Annotated in this window: 20 protein-coding genes and 1 tRNA gene; 17 read left to right on the top strand and 4 right to left on the bottom strand. The window is 67.6% G+C overall.

Annotated features, from left to right (window positions below):
• Positions 1 to 4: 4 nt before the first annotated feature.
• The 9 genes from AC1DTW_RS03070 (at position 5) to tatC (ending at position 4441) form a co-directional block, all read left to right on the top strand.
• A complete protein-coding gene (locus tag AC1DTW_RS03070) occupies positions 5 to 877 on the top strand; it encodes an ATP-binding protein (RefSeq protein ID WP_477979006.1) in 873 nt (290 codons plus the stop codon).
• On the top strand, positions 874 to 1344 hold the full coding sequence (locus AC1DTW_RS03065; protein WP_477979004.1) for an NUDIX domain-containing protein: 471 nt from the start codon (positions 874 to 876) through the stop codon (positions 1342 to 1344). Before AC1DTW_RS03070 ends, AC1DTW_RS03065 begins: the two co-directional genes overlap by 4 nt.
• A complete protein-coding gene (gene hisI / locus AC1DTW_RS03060) occupies positions 1341 to 1739 on the top strand; it encodes a phosphoribosyl-AMP cyclohydrolase (RefSeq protein ID WP_477979002.1) in 399 nt (132 codons plus the stop codon). Before AC1DTW_RS03065 ends, hisI begins: the two co-directional genes overlap by 4 nt.
• A complete protein-coding gene (locus tag AC1DTW_RS03055) occupies positions 1736 to 2089 on the top strand; it encodes a phosphoribosyl-ATP diphosphatase (protein WP_477979000.1) in 354 nt (117 codons plus the stop codon). The genes hisI and AC1DTW_RS03055 overlap by 4 nt, the downstream gene beginning before the upstream one ends.
• Positions 2086 to 2475 carry a DUF4870 family protein gene (locus tag AC1DTW_RS03050; RefSeq protein ID WP_477978998.1) on the top strand — a complete coding sequence of 130 codons (390 nt, stop codon included), beginning with the start codon at positions 2086 to 2088 and terminating at the stop codon, positions 2473 to 2475. The genes AC1DTW_RS03055 and AC1DTW_RS03050 overlap by 4 nt, the downstream gene beginning before the upstream one ends.
• 10 nt (positions 2476 to 2485) lie before the next feature.
• The gene (locus AC1DTW_RS03045; RefSeq protein WP_477978996.1) at positions 2486 to 2833 is read left to right on the top strand and encodes a histidine triad nucleotide-binding protein; all 348 of its coding nucleotides are present in this window, start codon (positions 2486 to 2488) and stop codon (positions 2831 to 2833) included.
• Between the two features lie 61 nt (positions 2834 to 2894).
• The gene (gene tatA / locus AC1DTW_RS03040; protein WP_477978994.1) at positions 2895 to 3134 is read left to right on the top strand and encodes a Sec-independent protein translocase subunit TatA; all 240 of its coding nucleotides are present in this window, start codon (positions 2895 to 2897) and stop codon (positions 3132 to 3134) included.
• 34 nt (positions 3135 to 3168) lie between these two features.
• The gene (gene tatB / locus AC1DTW_RS03035) at positions 3169 to 3654 is read left to right on the top strand and encodes a Sec-independent protein translocase protein TatB (RefSeq protein WP_477978992.1); all 486 of its coding nucleotides are present in this window, start codon (positions 3169 to 3171) and stop codon (positions 3652 to 3654) included.
• A gap of 4 nt (positions 3655 to 3658) precedes the next feature.
• Positions 3659 to 4441, top strand: a complete 783-nt coding sequence (gene tatC, locus AC1DTW_RS03030) for a twin-arginine translocase subunit TatC (RefSeq protein WP_477978990.1) — start codon at positions 3659 to 3661, stop codon at positions 4439 to 4441.
• A 22-nt stretch (positions 4442 to 4463) separates the two neighbouring features.
• On the opposite strand, the gene AC1DTW_RS03025 is transcribed toward tatC, so the two are convergent.
• Positions 4464 to 5630: a S1C family serine protease gene (locus AC1DTW_RS03025; protein WP_477978988.1), complete on the bottom strand. Its 1167-nt coding sequence runs from the start codon at positions 5628 to 5630 to the stop codon at positions 4464 to 4466.
• A gap of 110 nt (positions 5631 to 5740) precedes the next feature.
• Here AC1DTW_RS03025 and pdxA point away from each other — a divergent pair, with 110 nt between their 5' ends.
• Positions 5741 to 6781, top strand: a complete 1041-nt coding sequence (pdxA, locus tag AC1DTW_RS03020; protein ID WP_477978986.1) for a 4-hydroxythreonine-4-phosphate dehydrogenase PdxA — start codon at positions 5741 to 5743, stop codon at positions 6779 to 6781.
• On the opposite strand, the gene AC1DTW_RS03015 is transcribed toward pdxA, so the two are convergent.
• Both AC1DTW_RS03015 and mscL read right to left on the bottom strand, forming a co-directional pair.
• Entirely contained in the window at positions 6778 to 9306 is a 2529-nt protein-coding gene (locus tag AC1DTW_RS03015) for a DUF1631 family protein (RefSeq protein ID WP_477978983.1), read from the bottom strand. The genes pdxA and AC1DTW_RS03015 overlap by 4 nt on opposite strands.
• Before the next feature lie 139 nt (positions 9307 to 9445).
• Positions 9446 to 9874 carry a large conductance mechanosensitive channel protein MscL gene (mscL, locus tag AC1DTW_RS03010; RefSeq protein ID WP_477978981.1) on the bottom strand — a complete coding sequence of 143 codons (429 nt, stop codon included), beginning with the start codon at positions 9872 to 9874 and terminating at the stop codon, positions 9446 to 9448.
• Between the two features lie 151 nt (positions 9875 to 10025).
• Between mscL and petA the strand changes: the two genes are divergently transcribed.
• The 6 genes from petA (at position 10026) to AC1DTW_RS02980 (ending at position 14318) form a co-directional block, all read left to right on the top strand.
• A complete protein-coding gene (gene petA / locus AC1DTW_RS03005) occupies positions 10026 to 10625 on the top strand; it encodes a ubiquinol-cytochrome c reductase iron-sulfur subunit (RefSeq protein ID WP_477978979.1) in 600 nt (199 codons plus the stop codon).
• Positions 10626 to 10697: 72 nt separating this feature from the next.
• The gene (locus tag AC1DTW_RS03000) at positions 10698 to 12098 is read left to right on the top strand and encodes a cytochrome b (RefSeq protein ID WP_477978977.1); all 1401 of its coding nucleotides are present in this window, start codon (positions 10698 to 10700) and stop codon (positions 12096 to 12098) included.
• A gap of 26 nt (positions 12099 to 12124) precedes the next feature.
• Positions 12125 to 12895, top strand: coding sequence for a cytochrome c1 (locus tag AC1DTW_RS02995; protein WP_477978975.1), 771 nt, complete (start codon positions 12125 to 12127; stop codon positions 12893 to 12895).
• A gap of 136 nt (positions 12896 to 13031) precedes the next feature.
• Positions 13032 to 13643, top strand: coding sequence for a glutathione S-transferase N-terminal domain-containing protein (locus tag AC1DTW_RS02990; RefSeq protein ID WP_477978973.1), 612 nt, complete (start codon positions 13032 to 13034; stop codon positions 13641 to 13643).
• Positions 13644 to 13660: 17 nt separating this feature from the next.
• Complete coding sequence (locus AC1DTW_RS02985) at positions 13661 to 14191, top strand: ClpXP protease specificity-enhancing factor (protein WP_477978971.1); 531 nt, start codon at positions 13661 to 13663, stop codon at positions 14189 to 14191.
• 51 nt (positions 14192 to 14242) lie between these two features.
• Positions 14243 to 14318, top strand: a tRNA-Thr gene (locus AC1DTW_RS02980).
• 55 nt (positions 14319 to 14373) lie between these two features.
• Here AC1DTW_RS02980 and AC1DTW_RS02975 read toward each other — a convergent pair.
• Entirely contained in the window at positions 14374 to 14703 is a 330-nt protein-coding gene (locus AC1DTW_RS02975) for a hypothetical protein (protein ID WP_477978969.1), read from the bottom strand.
• Between the two features lie 16 nt (positions 14704 to 14719).
• Between AC1DTW_RS02975 and AC1DTW_RS02970 the strand changes: the two genes are divergently transcribed.
• Entirely contained in the window at positions 14720 to 15691 is a 972-nt protein-coding gene (locus AC1DTW_RS02970) for a M23 family metallopeptidase (protein WP_477978967.1), read from the top strand.
• The last annotated feature ends 95 nt before the right edge of the window (positions 15692 to 15786 follow it).

The raw sequence follows: 15786 nt of genomic DNA, 5'->3' as shown, positions 1-15786 counted from the left end.
GCCCATGCCCACCGACTCCCTGAGCCACCTGATCGCGCGCGCCGAGGCGCTGCTGAGCCGCCTCGAAGCGGTGCTGCCGCACCCGTTGAGCGCGCCGGACTGGTCGGCCGCGATCGCGTTCCGCTACCGCAAGCGCGGCGGCTCGGGCTGGATCGAGCCGGTGCGCCACGTCGCGACGATTCGCCTGGACGCGCTGGTCGAGGTCGAGCCGCAGAAGGAACGGCTGCTGCGCAACACGCGGCAGTTCGTCGATGGCTTCGGCGCCAACAACGTGCTGCTGACCGGCGCGCGCGGCACCGGCAAGAGCTCGCTGATCAAGGCCTGCCTGAACGAGTTCGCCGCGCGCGGGCTGCGCCTGATCGAGGTCGACAAGGCCGACCTGGTCGACCTGCCCGACATCGTCGACCTCGTCGCCGAGCGGTCGGAGCGCTTCATCGTGTTCTGCGACGACCTCAGCTTCGACGAGGGCGAGCCGGGCTACAAGGCGCTGAAATCGATCCTCGACGGCTCGATCTCGCAGGCCTCGGACAACGTGCTGATCTACGCCACCAGCAACCGCCGCCACCTGCTGCCCGAGTACATGAAGGAGAACCTCAGCTACCAGCACCTCGAGAACGGGGAAGTGCACCCGGGCGAGGTCGTCGAAGAGAAGATATCGCTGAGCGAGCGGTTCGGCCTGTGGGTCAGCTTCTACCCGTTCAGCCAGGACGAGTACCTCGCGATCGTCGCGCAGTGGCTGCGCGGTTTCGGCGTCGACGAGGCGGCGATCGCCGCGGCGCGCCAGGAAAGCCTGGTCTGGGCGCTCGAGCGCGGTTCGCGTTCGGGGCGCGTCGCGTTCCAGTTCGCGAAGGACTACAGCGGAAGGCACCACGCGTGACAGGCGCCGTCGAGCGCGAGCCGGTCGATGCCGAAGGCCGGGAGCCGCGCCGTCCGGTGGACGTCGCGGTGGGGGTGCTGATCAACCCGAGCGGCGAGTTCTTGCTGACCTCGCGCCCCGAAGGCAAGGTCTACGCCGGCTACTGGGAGTTTCCGGGCGGCAAGCTCGAAGCCGGCGAGTCGGTCGAGGCCGCGCTGCGGCGCGAATTGACCGAGGAGATCGGCATCGAGATCGGCAGAGTCCACCCGTGGAAGACCGAGATCGTCGACTACGCACATGCCCGGGTCCGGTTGCACTTCTGCAAGGTCTTCGAGTGGTCCGGCGCGTTCGAGATGCGCGAGCGCCAGGCGATGGCCTGGCAGGCGCTGCCGGTGCGGGTCGGCCCGGTGCTGCCGGGCACGTTGCCGGTGCTGAAGTGGTTCGCCGAGGAACGCGGCTTTGAAGGCGCCACTACACTGCCCGTATGAACTGGCTCGACGACGTGAAATGGGACGCGCAGGGCCTCGTGCCGGTGATCGCGCAGGAGCTCGGCAGCAACGACGTGCTGATGTTCGCGTTCATGAACCGCGAGGCGCTGGCGCGCACCGCCGAGCTCGGCGAGGCGGTGTACTTCAGCCGTTCGCGCAACCGGCTCTGGCACAAGGGCGAGGAGAGCGGCAACGTCCAGAAGGTGCATGAACTGCGGCTCGATTGCGACAACGACGTCGTGCTGCTGAAGGTCGAGCAGCTCGGCCACGCGGCGCACGAGCCCGGCATCGCCTGCCACACCGGCCGGCACTCGTGCTTCTTCCAGCTGTTGAAAGACGGCGCGTGGGAGACCGTCGAGCCGGTCTTGAAAGACCCGGAGCGCATCTACAAATGACGACCAGTTCGAACGACACTTTGGCGCGCCTGGCCGGCGTGATCGAAGCGCGCCGTGCCGGCGACCCCGACAAGAGCTACGTCGCGCGGCTGTTCCACAAGGGCAACGATGCGATCCTGAAGAAGATCGGCGAGGAAGCCACCGAGGTCGTGATGGCCTGCAAGGACGGCATGCCATTGAAGATCGTCGGCGAGGTCGCCGACCTGTGGTTTCACTGCATGCTGGCGCTCAGCGCCCATGGCTTGACGCCGGCCGACGTGCTGGCCGAACTGGAGCGCCGCGAGGGGCTTTCGGGCCTCGAGGAATTCGCGGCGCGCAAATCACGACAACGCGACGAGGACGGAACATGAACGACATCATCGAAGGCGGCGCCGCGACGACCCAGCACGAGGATTCGCTGCGCACGATCGGGCACATCAGCTATGCGCTGCACGCGATCGTCGCGGTCGGCGCGGTGTTGCCGGGCTTCCAGCCGGGCATCCTGCTGCTGCTCGTCGCGTTCGTCCTCGACCTCGTCAAGAAGGACGATGCGCGCGGCAGCTGGCAGGAGTCGCACTTCAGCTGGCGCATCCGCAGCGTGCTGTGGGCCGGCGTGCTGTATGTCGTGACGATCCCGCTGTGGTTCCTGCTCGTGCTGCCGGGCTGGATCGCATGGGGGGTGATCTCGATCTGGTTCCTGTACCGCGTGATCCGCGGGTGGCTGGCGCTGAACGACCGGCGCGCGATGCCGCAATGAGGGCACCATCATGAGCCACGACCCCAGCTGCATCTTCTGCAAGATCGTCGAAGGCAAGATCCCGAGCCGCAAGGTCTACGAGGACGACGACTTGCTCGTGTTCCACGACATCGCGCCGTGGGCGCCGGTGCATGTGCTGATGATCCCGAAAGAGCACGTGCCGACGATGTATGAGCTCGAGTCGCGCCATGCGCCGCTGCTGGGCCGGATGCTCTCGATGGCGCCGGGGCTGATGCGCGAACTCGGCGTGACGAACGGCTTCCGCACGCTGATCAACACCGGCGAGGACGGCCGGCAGGAAGTCCAGCACGTCCACATCCATGTGATCGGCGGCCCCCGCCCGTGGCTCAAGGGGTAGGCGGAAGGGTCATACAAAGTCGGTAACCTAGAATTACTCGATCGTCGTTAGGAGAAAAGACATGGGTTCATTCAGCATCTGGCACTGGCTCGTCGTGCTGCTGATCGTCGTTCTGGTGTTCGGCACCAAGAAGCTCAAGAACATCGGCACCGATCTCGGTGGCGCGGTGAAGGGTTTCAAGGACGGCGTGAAGGATGGCGGCGCGTCTGCCGACGCGGCAGCACCGCCGGCGCAGGTCAACAACACCAGCAAGGCGAACGACGCCAACACGGTCGACGTGGAAGCGAAGACCAAGTCGTGACCGGATTCGGCCCGGCCGGCGAGCGCGAGCTGCAATGATCGACTTCGGCTTCGACAAGATCGCGCTGATCGGCGCCGTCGCGCTGATCGTGATCGGCCCCGAGAAATTGCCGCGGGTCGCGCGCACGGTCGGCCACATGATCGGCAAGGCGCAGCGTTACGTCGCCGACGTGAAGGCCGAGGTCAATCGCTCGATCGAGCTCGAAGAGCTGAAGAAGATGAAGACCGAGTTCGAGGATGCGGCACGCAACGTCGAGCAGACCGTCTCGAACGAGATTCACCAGACCGGCGCGGAGCTCGAGAAGTCATGGAATGCCGGCGACACCGTGCTGCCGCTGAACAGCGGGCAGCACGAAGGCTGGACGCCACCTTCGCCCGAGTACAAGCACCCGAAGAAGAACTGGCGCCTGAAGCGCGGCGCGACGCCGCAGTGGTACAAGCAGCGCGCCGGCGTGCGCGTGAAGGCCCAGTCGGGCGCGGCGCGCGTCGCGCGGTTCCGGCCGCCGCGTTCGGCGGCCTAGCGCGATGAGTACCCCTGGGGACAAGCCCGACGAGCTGGAGGGCACCGAGCAGCCGTTCGTCTCGCACTTGATCGAGCTGCGCGACCGGCTGATCCGTGCCTGCATCGCGATCGGCGTGTGCTTCGGCGTGCTGATGGTCTGGCCCGGCTCCGGCGGCCTGTACGACCTGCTCGCGGCGCCGCTGGTCGAGCACCTGCCGAAAGGCGGCACGCTGATCGCGACCAGCGTCATCTCGCCGTTCCTGGTGCCGCTGAAGATCACGCTGATGGCGGCGTTCCTGCTCGCGCTGCCGGTCGTGCTGTACCAGGTCTGGGCCTTCGTCGCGCCGGGGCTGTACACGCACGAGAAGAAGCTCGTGCTGCCGCTGGTGATCTCGAGCACGCTGCTGTTTTTCGGAGGTGTCGCGTTCTGCTACTTCTTCGTGTTCGGCAAGGTGTTCACGTTCATCCAGAGCTTCGCGCCGAAGAGCGTCTCGGCGATGCCGGACATCGAGGCCTACCTGAGCTTCGTGCTGACGATGTTCATCGCGTTCGGCGCCGCGTTCGAGGTGCCGATCGCGGTGGTCGTGCTGGCGCGTCTGGGCATCGTCAGCATCGACAAGCTGAAGGAATTTCGCGCCTATTTCGTCGTGCTGGCGTTCATCGTCGCCGCGGTGCTGACGCCGCCCGACGTGGTTTCGCAGCTCTCGCTGGCGATCCCGATGGTGATCCTGTACGAGATCGGCATCCTTGCCGCAGGGATCTTCATCAAGCACACGCAGGCGCCGGCCGAAGACATGCAACGTTAGCCGAGCTGCCCGGCCCGGCGCGTCACTGCTCTTCGCGCTGCTTTCTCGGGCGCTGCCCGACCGTGACCTCGACCTGCAAGGCCTTGTCGCCGCGCTGCACGCCGATCGCGGCGACCGCCTTCGGCTTCAGCGACGCGACCGCGGTCAGCAGCTGGTAGCTGTTCGCGATCGGCGTTCCGGCCACGCTGACGACCACGTCGCCGGGCCGCAGGCCGCCCAGGCTGGCCGGGCCGCTCTGCAGCACGCCGGTGATCAGCACGCCCTCCTTGACCGGCAGGTTCAGCGTCTGCGCGATGTCGGCGGTCAGGTCGCGCTGCTCGATGCCGATGAAGCCGCGCGTCACCTGGCCGTCCTTGATCAGCGTCTCCATCACCTGTCGCGCGGTGCTGACCGGGATCGCAAAGCCGATGCCCAGGCTGCCGCCGGTGCGCGAGTAGATCGCGGTGTTGATGCCGAGCAGGTTGCCGGCGGCGTCGACCAGCGCACCGCCCGAGTTGCCGGGGTTGATCGCAGCATCGGTCTGGATGAAGTTCTCGATGATGTTGATGCCGAGCTTGTGGCGCCCGAGCGCGCTGACGATGCCCGAGGTCACCGTCTGGCCGACATCGAACGGATTACCGATCGCGAGCACCACGTCGCCGACCTGCAGTTTGTCGGCATCGCCGAAGCTGATGGTCGGCAGCCGGTCGAGCCCGATCTTCAGCACCGCGATGTCGGTCTCGGGATCGGTGCCGACGAGTTTGGCACGCGCCTGGCGGCCGTCGCTCAAGGTCACCTCGATGTCGTCGGCGCCGTCGATCACGTGGTGGTTCGTCAGCAGGTAGCCATCGCCGGAGACGATCACGCCCGAGCCGAGGCCGATCTGGGGATCGGCGCGCGCCTGGCGCGAACGCTCGCCGAAGAAGAACTGGAACACCGGGTCGTCGCTGCGCGCGCCGCGCGGGGGCGCCTTGCTCGCGGTGATGCTGACGACCGCCGGCGCGGCGCGCTTCGCCGCGGCGCTGTAGCTGGTGACCGCACCGCCCGGCAGGGCCGCCGGCAGCGGCTGCGACGGGCTCGTGCTGATCGAGACGACGCTCGGCAGCGTCGCGCCGCTGCGAACCCACTCCGGCTTCAGCGTCGCGACGACGAACAGCACCGCGACCGCGACCGTGACGGCCTGCGAGAAGATCAACCAGGATTTGCGCATGCGAACTCGTGTGGAGGGCCGCCGTGCGGGCGAGGCGCGGCCTGTGCACGGATTATCGGCGATGCCCCGGCGCCGAACGGCCCCCGCCGCGAATCGCGACAATGCGCGTCATGGCTTCCGATCCCACTTCCGCAGCGCCGCAGCGGCCGATCGCGCTGACGATGGGCGACGCCTGCGGCATCGGCCCCGAGATCATCGCGCGCCTGTTTCGCGGGCCGGCGGGCGCGGGCTGCGTCGTGCTCGGCGATGTCGGCGTGATGCGGCGGGCGGCCGGCTTCACCGGCGGAATGCTCGCGGTCGCGCAGGTCGAGGATGCCGCCGCCGCGCGGGCGGTGCCGCCGAACTGCATCCCGGTGCTGCAGGTCGATGGCTTGCCGGCGGACCTGCTCGCCGCACCGCTCGGCCGTATTGACGCGCGCGCCGGTGCGGCGGCTGCCGCGTGCATCGCGCGCGCGGTCGACCTTGCGCGCGCCGGCGAGATCGCCGCGATCGTCACGGCGCCGATCCACAAGGAGGCGCTCGCGGCCGCCGGCGTGCGCTTCCCCGGTCACACCGAGATGCTGCAGGCGCTTGCCGCCGCGCCGGGCAGCGCGCCGCCGCCGGTGCGCATGATGCTGGCGAACGACGAACTGCGCACGGTGCTGGTGACGATCCACCTGTCGCTGCGCCGCGCGATCGAGGCCGTGAGCTTCGACGCGGTGCTCGAGACGATCCGCATCGCGCACCGCAGCGCAGCGCGCTGGGGCATGCCAGCGCCGCGCATCGCGGTCGCGGGGCTGAACCCGCACGCCGGCGAGGGCGGCCTGTTCGGCGACGAGGAGCTGCGCATCATCGCGCCGGCCGTCGAGGCCGCGCGCGCCGAGGGCATCGCCGCGAGCGGCCCGTTCGCGCCCGACACCGTCTTCATGCGCGCGCGCGATGCGGCCGGGCACCCGGGCGAGTTCGACATCGTCGTCGCGATGACGCACGACCACGGGCTGATCCCGGTCAAGTACCTCGGCGTCGAGCACGGCGTGAACGTGACGCTCGGGCTGCCGTTCGTGCGCACCAGCCCGGACCACGGCACTGCGTTCGACATCGCCGGCACCGGCCGGGCCGACCCGAGCAGCCTGATCGCCGCGCTGAAGATGGCGCGGCGCCTCGCCGCTTAGTGTTTCGTTGCCGTGCCGAGCGCCGCGAGCTGCTTGCGGGCGCGCAGCGTCGCACGCTCGATCAGGTAGGCGCTCTCGACCGCGCGGAAACGGTTCGTCTCGCACATCCGCGTGAGCATGCGCGCGGTCATCGAGATCGTTTCCTGGTGCTTCTGGCCGCGCGTGAACACAAAGAAGCCACGACCGGCGCTGACGTGCGCGAGGCGCACCTTCTGCCACTCGTCCTTCAGGTGCATCTGGTAGGCGAAGCCGAGCTTGATGTGGTCCATCAGCTGCGGCCCGCGCGTCGGTTCGGCCGGCTCGGCAGGGCTCAGGCTGAGGTCGATGTCGATGCCGGGCAGCTCGACGGGAGTCGAATCGTCTCCACCGGTGGTGGGGCCTGCCGATGCTTCGTCGCCGAGGTCGATGTCGACGGTGCCCGACCAGTCGACCGCGCTCTCGTTGACCAGGCCGACGCTTTTCGCTTCTTCGGCCGAGAAGCGCTGCGCGAGCAGTTCGGCATCGACCTCGGGCACCGGGTCGGACGGCGACAGCATCTCGCTGCGCGGCACCGGGATGTTGAAGATGTTCTCGAGCTGCTTGACCAGCATGTTGTGGTCGAGCTCGGTCAGCGGCGGCGCCTTCAGCGACTCGGCATGCGACGGCAGCAGCGCGGCGAAGAACTCGCGCTGCGCCGCCTCGGGCCACCCGACCAGCAGCATGCCTTCGTTCAGATCCTTCATCAGCGCCGGCAGCTGCATCAGGAACTTCTTGCGCAGCGTCGGCAGCCCCTTCGGCTGGATGCTCATGACCAGATCGCGGCCGACGCGGCGATAGCGTTGGGCGCGGTCGGAGTCGGGGCCTTCGCGGGTCACGGCCAGCACCAGTGCCTGGCTCCAGACCTGGGCCAGAAAGTTGCGCAGGTACTCGGGCAGCGGCAGCGGCGTCAGCGCGCTCTGCAGCTGCAGCATGTAGCGCTGCTGCAGCCGCAGTTCGGCCTCCTTGTTGCCGAGCGTGCCGACCGCGCCCTGCTGGTGCACCTGCTCGTGCGTCTGTTCGGCGATGAAGCCCTCGAGCGCGGCAAGCTTGGCGCTGTAGAGCTCGATCTGGTCGAAGTCGCCTTCGACGATTTCCTGCACCAGTTCGCGCACGCGGTCGAGAAAGTGCTTGCCGGGGCCGTCGTTGAAGTCGTCGAACGCGCAGGCCAGCGACGCGATCCGGTTGACGAAGCGCCGCACCGGGTGCCGACGCGACGTGAAGAAGCTCGAGTCGTTCAGCGCCATGCGCAGCACCGGCAACTGCAGTCGCGCGATCTGCCGCGCCATCTGCGGCGGCACGCGGCTGTCGGACAGGATCTGGTCGAACAGGCTGCCGACGACGTCGATCACCATGTGGTCGAGCTTGCCGCCCGAGACCTGCATCAGCTCCTCGCGGTGGGCGCGGATCAGGTTCACCGCCATCAACCCGGTCAGGCCGTCGGCGCTCGTGTACGGGGCCGCGCCGCCGTGCGACACCGCGCCCGTGCCGGCCGCGCCGTAGCGGGAGGCGCTCGCGAGCGCGCCGGGGCCGCTGCTGTGGCGCGAGACCCCATCGAGCTCGCCGGGGCGGCTGGCGACGGCCGTCAGGTGGCGCAACAAGGCCATCAGTTGCGCATCGGCCTGGCTCGAGCTCAGGCCGGAGCGCGAGTTTCGACCCGAGTCTGAGAAGCTGCCGCTGCCCGAGCTCGACGGGCCGCCCAGGCCGTTCATGCCGCTTGCGCCGCCAGCTCCGCTGCGCCGCCCGCCGAGACTGCCGCCGACGCTGCTGCCGGAGCCCGACGACGGCAGCGTGTCGAGATCGCTCTGCTGGCTGCGCGTGCTGCTCAGGGTCGTGTAGCCGGAGTTGACGCCCATGCCCGGCCCGTCGACCTGGCGCACCGACAGCAACGCGGGCTGCACGCCACGCGCCTGCAGGCCGCGCAGGATCTGCGTGTAGCACTCAGGCATCGCCTTGGCCACCTCGGCGCCGAGCTCGCGGGCGAGCAGCCGGCGCGTCTCGGGCTGGTCCGAGACCGCCTCGATCGCGCGGTACAGCGAAGCGCCGACGACCTCGGCGCGCAGCGGGTTGCGGTCGTGGGCGGTGCGCGCCCCCAGCAGCAGTGCGCTCACGTAGGTCGCGAGCTCCTGCAGCTCGGATTCGCTGGCATGCGCGATCTGTTGGCCGATCCGGTCGGCCTCCATCCGGCCTTCCATTTCACTGTCGTCGACCAGCGTCAGGGTCTGCCAGCTGGTGGCGGCCAGCGTGCGCCTGGTCTCCACGGGCGGCACGATGTCGTCGCCGACGCGTCGGCCCAGCTCGAGCGCGAAGGTCTGGTGCAGCGTGCCGATGTTGCGGCGCAGGTCGATCTGCGCGGTCAGCAGCAGGTCGCGTTCGCCGCTGCGAGCGCCCGATTGCGACATCGGCCCCAGTCCCTCCGACACCCGACCCGCGACCACCGTCAGCGTCGTGCGGATCTGGTTCACGGCCGCGTCGAGTGCGGTTCGCAGCTGGGTGTCGATCGGGGTCATCTCGGGTGGTTGGCGCGCCTTTGCCGGCGCTTGCGGCATCGCTGCCAGCCTAGCGCACATCCTTCAAGTATGGGCCCAAAACTGCGGGCAAAAAGCCCGCGTCCTCGGGGTGTTGCGCGGCCGGCAACACGTCCGGCGGCTACTTCTTCAGCGCGTCGCGAATTTCGCGCAGCAGCAGCACGTCTTCGGGCGTCGCCGGCGGCGGCGGTGCGATCGCCGTCAGTTTCAGGCGATTGATCTGCTTGATCATCATGAAAATGATGAAGGCGAGGATCACGAAGTTGATCGCCACGGTGATGAAGTTGCCGTACGCGAACAGCGGCACGCCGGCCTTCGTCAGTGCCTCGTAGGTCATCGGCCCGCTGTAGTTCGGCGGCGGGCTCGACAGCATCACGAAGTAGTTCGAGAAGTCGAGGCCGCCGAACAGTCGACCGACCACCGGCATGATCAGGTCCTTGACGATCGAGTCGACGATCTTGCCGAAGGCCGCGCCGATGATCACGCCGACCGCGAGGTCGATGACGTTCCCTTTCAGCGCGAATTCCCTGAACTCGGATGCGAAAGACATCGTGGCGCTCCTGTGTCGGTTCGTGGGTCCGCACCAGGCGCGGGCGGGTCGCCGCGTAGTATTCCGGAGCTCGGCGCGAAGTCAAGCGCCTTGACACGTCCGCTAGAATGCCGGGTTGGCCCCGATCTGAAGTCAAGTTCCGAGGAAACCTATGAGTGACCAGCAAATCGACAGCAGCAAACGCACCTGGATCATCGCCTCCAGCTGTGCCGGTGCTGTCGGTGCCGGCTTTGCCGCCGTTCCGTTCGTCAGCAGCTTCCAGCCTTCGGAGCGCGCGCGCGCCGCCGGTGCCGCCGTCGAGGCCGACATCAGCGGCCTGAAGCCCGGCGAGAAGATGACCGTCGAGTGGCGCGGCAAGCCGGTGTGGATCGTGCGGCGCACGGCCGAGCAACTCGCGCAGCTGTCGAAACTCGACGCCGCGCTGGCCGACCCGAAGTCGAAGCGCACCAACTTCGCCGAGACGCCCGAGTACGCGCGCAACGACTGGCGCTCGATCAAGAAGGAGTACCTGGTCGTCGTCGGCATCTGCAGCCACCTCGGCTGCTCGCCGAGCGACAAGTTCGCGCCGGGACCGCAGCCCTCGCTGCCGAACGACTGGGAGGGCGGGTTCCTCTGCCCTTGCCACGGCTCGACCTTCGACATGGCAGGCCGCGTCTTCAAGGACAAGCCCGCCCCCGACAACCTCGAAGTGCCGCCGTACATGTACCTGTCGGACACCCGGCTGATGATCGGCGAAGACAAGAAGGCCTGAGCGCGCGCGATTCCGATCGCAGCAGACGCTGAAACGCAGGCACCACGACGGCACCCAGGAGTAACCACCAACATGGCCGAATACCACGAAGCCCCCGCCAACGCGAACGCGGGCCAGAAGCTGCTGAACTGGGTCGACAACCGGTTCCCGCTGACCAAGCTCTACAACGAGCACATGGGCGAGTACTACGCGCCGAAGAACTTCAACTTCTGGTACATCTTCGGCTCGCTCGCGATGCTCGTGCTGGTGATCCAGATCGTCACCGGCATCTTCCTGGTGATGAACTACAAGCCGGATGCGAGCCTCGCGTTCGCGTCGGTCGAGTACATCATGCGCGACGTGCCGGGCGGCTGGATCATCCGCTACATGCACTCGACGGGTGCCAGCGCATTCTTCATCGTCGTCTACCTGCACATGTTCCGCGGGCTGCTGTACGGCTCGTACCGCAAGCCGCGCGAGCTGGTCTGGATCTTCGGCTGCGGCATCTTCCTGTGCCTGATGGCCGAGGCTTTCATGGGCTACCTGCTGCCGTGGGGCCAGATGAGCTACTGGGGCGCGCAGGTGATCGTCAACCTGTTCTCCGCGGTGCCCTTCATCGGCCCCGATCTGGCGCTGCTGATCCGCGGCGACTTCGTCGTCGGCGACGCGACGCTGAACCGCTTCTTCAGCTTCCACGTGATCGCGGTGCCGCTGGTGCTGCTCGGCCTCGTCGCCGCGCACATCATCGCGCTGCACGAGGTCGGCTCGAACAACCCGGACGGTGTCGAGATCAAGGCCAAGAAGGATTCGAAGGGCATTCCCCTCGACGGCATCCCGTTCCACCCGTACTACACGGTTCACGACATCTACGCGGTCAGCATCTTCCTGATGATCTTCAGCGCGGTGATGTTCTTCGCGCCGACCGGTGGCGGTTACTTCCTCGAGTTCAACAACTTCATCGAGGCGAACCCGCTGAAGACCCCGGCACACATCGCCCCGGTCTGGTACTTCACGCCCTACTACTCGATGCTGCGCGCGACCACCGACCTGATGGTCAACATCCTCGCGGTCATCGTCGCGCTGGCGGCCGTGCTGGGCATCGTGCGCGGCGGCTTCAGCGCGATCGGCAAGGCGGTGCTGGGCATCGTCGCGATCGTCGCGATCGTGATGCTGAAGTACTTCGATGCGAAGTTCTGGGGCGTCGTGATCATGGGCGGCGCGGTCGTGATCCTGTTCTTCCTGCCCTGGCTCGACCGCAGCCTGGTCAAGTCGATCCGCTACCGGCCCGACTGGCACAAGTACCTGTATGGCGTGTTCGTGTTCTTCTTCCTGATCCTGGGCTACCTCGGGTCGCAGCCGCCATCGGATGTCGGCAACTACGTCTCGCAGCTCGGTACGCTGGTCTACTTCGGCTTCTTCCTGCTGATGCCGTGGTGGAGCCGCCTCGGCACCTTCAAGGCCGTGCCCGACCGCGTGACCTTCGCCGCCCACTGACGCGCGCCGCCCGGAGTACCCAGACAATGAAAAAACTCGTTCTCTCCCTGCTGATGTCGTTCGGGCTGATCGCCGGCGCGGCGGCCAATGAAGGCGGCTACCACTGGGACAAGTTCCCGGTCGAGAAGCTCTCCGACGTGGCCGCGCTTCAGCATGGCGCCAAGCTGTTCGTCAACTACTGCCTGAACTGCCACTCGGCCAACTACATGCGCTACAACCGCATGCACGACATCGGCCTGTCGGACAACGACATCAAGAAGAACCTGCTGTTCGCGACCGAGAAGGTCGGCGACACGATGAAGGTCGCGCTCGACCCGAAGCAGGGCAAGGACTGGCTCGCCGCCGCGCCGCCCGACCTGACGCTGATCGCGCGTTCGCGCGCCGACATCGGCAAGGGCAGCGGCGCCGACTTCCTCTACACCTATCTGCGCACGTTCTATCGCGACGACACCAAGGCGACCGGCTGGAACAACCTGGTCTTCCCCGATGTGGCGATGCCGCACGTGCTGTGGGAGCTGCAAGGCCAGCGCGTCGCGAAGTTCGTCAACGAGAAGGATCCGCACGACCCGAGCAAATCGGAGCACCGCTTCGAGGGCTTCGAGCAGACGACGCCGGGCAAGCTCGACGAGCGCGGCTACGACGAGGCGGTTGGCGATCTGGTCGCCTACCTGCAATGGATGGGCGAGCCGGCGCAGGAACACCGCGTGCGCATCGGCGTCTGGGTGCTGCTGTTCCTCGGCGTGCTGACCGTGTTCACCTGGCGGCTCAACGCCTCGTACTGGAAAGACGTGAAGTGACGTCGTCCTCGCTCGCAGCCCGATCGGGCTTCGGGCACCGCGCGCAGTGGTGGCCCGACCCGGCCGACCACTGCGTTTCCGCTTTTGAATCGCCGACTCGCTGACCCGAGACGGCCAGACCCAAGGATCCGCCGCCATGATGGTGCTCTATTCCGGAACGACCGACCCCTACTCGCACCGCTGCCGCTTCGTCCTGTTCGAGAAGGGCATGGACTTCGAGATCCGCGACGTCGACCTGTTCGCGAAGCCCGAAGACATCGCGCTGATGAACCCGTACAACGAAGTGCCGATCCTGGTCGAACGCGACCTGATCCTGTACGAGTCGCACATCATCAACGAGTACATCGACGAGCGTTTCCCGCACCCGCAGCTGATGCCGGGCGACCCGGTCGCGCGTGCCCGCGTCCGGCTGTTCCTGTTCAACTTCGAGAAGGAGCTGTTCGCGCACGTCAACATGCTCGAATCGCGCGGCATGAAGGGCACCGACAAGCAGCTCGAGAAGGCCCGCGCGAACATCCGCGACCGCCTGACCCAGCTCGCGCCGATCTTCCTGAAGAACAAGTACATGCTCGGCGACGACTTCTCGATGCTCGACGTCGCGATCGCGCCGCTGCTGTGGCGCCTCGACTACTACGGCATCGACATGTCGAAGAACGCGGTGCCGCTGCTCAAGTATGCCGAGCGCATCTTCTCGCGACCGGCCTACATCGAGGCGCTGACACCGTCCGAAAAGGTCATGCGCAAGTAACTGCAGGCGAGCCCCGCATGAGCAGTCCTCCGATCGCCCCGGCCACGGCGGGTTCGTCGACCCGACCGTACCTGATCCGCGCACTGCACGACTGGTGCACCGACAACGGCTTCACGCCGTACGTCGCGGTGTTCGTCGACCAGCACGTGCAGGTGCCGAGCGAATACGTCAAGAACAACGAGATCGTGCTGAATGTCGGCTTCGAGGCGACCAGCTCGCTGAAGCTCGGCAACGAGACGATCGAGTTCAAGGCGCGCTTCGGTGGCAGCTCGCGCGAGATCGTCGTGCCGATCGATCACGTCATCGCGATCTACGCGCGCGAGAACGGCCAGGGGATGGCGTTCCCGATGCCGACCGACGGGCAGACCGGTGCGTCGTCGACGAGCGGCGCCGAGGCGCCCGCCGCGATCACCGCGCCGCGCGGGCCGCGCCTCGCATTGACCGACGCGCCGGCGCCGAAGGCCGACACGCCCGTCGAGGCCGGCGACAAGGAGCCGCCACCCGAGCCGCCGTCCGGCGGGCGGCCTTCGCTGAAGCGCGTCAAATAGCGCCACGTATACTTTTCAACGTTTCAGAGTGCATGGCGCCCGCCATGCCGCGCCGGCTTAGCTCAGTTGGTAGAGCACCCGCCTTGTAAGCGGAAGGTCGTCAGTTCGATTCCGACAGCCGGCACCACAGCCTTGTTCAGGCACTCGCGCACACCTTGACGGCCCTCGTGCGGGCCGGCCGTTCAGCTCGATTGAACCTTGACCCGGATTGCGCTAACCTGCCAGCCCCGTTCCCGCAGGATCTCTTCGAGGCGGGGTTGCAGCTGGCGCAGCTTGGCGGCCACCGAGGCGTTCGCGGCCAGCAGCGACCAGCCGGCGTCGTCGACCGGCCCGGGCCTGACGTGAGCGATCAGCGCCGCCGGCAGGCCGGGGCGGATCGCCGCGAAGCGCGCGTTCGAGTCGTGCATCAGTTGCTGCAGCCGCGCGAGCGGCGCGCTCTGCTGCAGCGCCTGTTCGATGCGCAGCGCATCAGGGGTGACCGGCAGCGGTCGCGAAGAATGCTTTGGGTTCACCCGAGGGAGTGTAGCGATGCAGATCTTGATCACGCACGGCAGCCTGGCTCGCACGCGCGTGCTGCGCTTCAACCGCTGGCAACTCGGGGCCGCGTTGCTCGGGCTCACGCTGGCGCTGATGCTGTTCTCGGGCACTGTCTACCACTTCGTGTTCCTGAAGGCGGCGCGCGAGGGCTGGCCGCTCGTCAGCCCGCTGATGCGCCTCGTGGTGCGCGATGAATTCGCGCAGCGCGACCGCTTCATGCGCGAGAACCTCGACGCGATGGCCCAGAAGGTCGGCGAGGTGCAGGCCAAGCTGATCAAGCTCGAGGCGATGGGCGAGCGCGTGTCGACAGCGGTGGGCGTGAAGCCGGAGGAACTGAAGGCCGTGCCGAAGAGCGGCGCCGGCGGCGGGCAGGGCGGCCCGTTCGTGCCGTTCACGGCCGACGCCGCGATGTCGCTCGAGCGCCTGAACGGCGTCGTCAGCTCGCTCGACATCGAGGCCGACCAGCGCACCGATGTCTTCACGCTGCTCGAATCGCGCCTGCTCGAATCGCGGCTCGCGGCGCTGATGATCCCGAACAGCCGACCGGTCGAGGGCGCGATCGGCTCGGGCTTCGGCTTTCGCTCCGACCCGTTCACCGGGCGCGCCGCACTGCACACCGGGCTGGACTTTCCCGCCGAGTCCGGCACGCCGGTGCGCGCCGCGGCCGGTGGCATCGTGCTGGCGAGCGAGTACCACCCGGAGTACGGCCGGCTCGTCGAGATCGACCATGGCAACGGCCTGGTCACGCGCTACGCGCACAACTCGCGCGTGCTGGTCAAGGCGGGCGATCTGGTCCGGCGCGGCCAGGTGATCTCGGAGGTCGGCACGACCGGTCGCTCGACCGGGCCGCACCTGCACTTCGAGGTGCTGGTCGACCGCGTGCCGCAGAACCCGGCCAGGTTCCTGGCCGGCGGTGCGGCCGCGCTCGCGGCGGCCACGAAGCCCGCAGCCCTGCGCCGTTGAGCCCGACCCGGCGAAACCGGGCGCGAATGTTAAAATTCGCAGCTTTGGCTGCGCCGCCGCGCCCGGGGATACCTTGAGTGGGCGGCTTGATTTGG

It is taken from the genome of Rhizobacter sp. P5_A1 (assembly GCF_056400745.1).
This window is presented reverse-complemented; position numbering and strand designations above follow the sequence as displayed.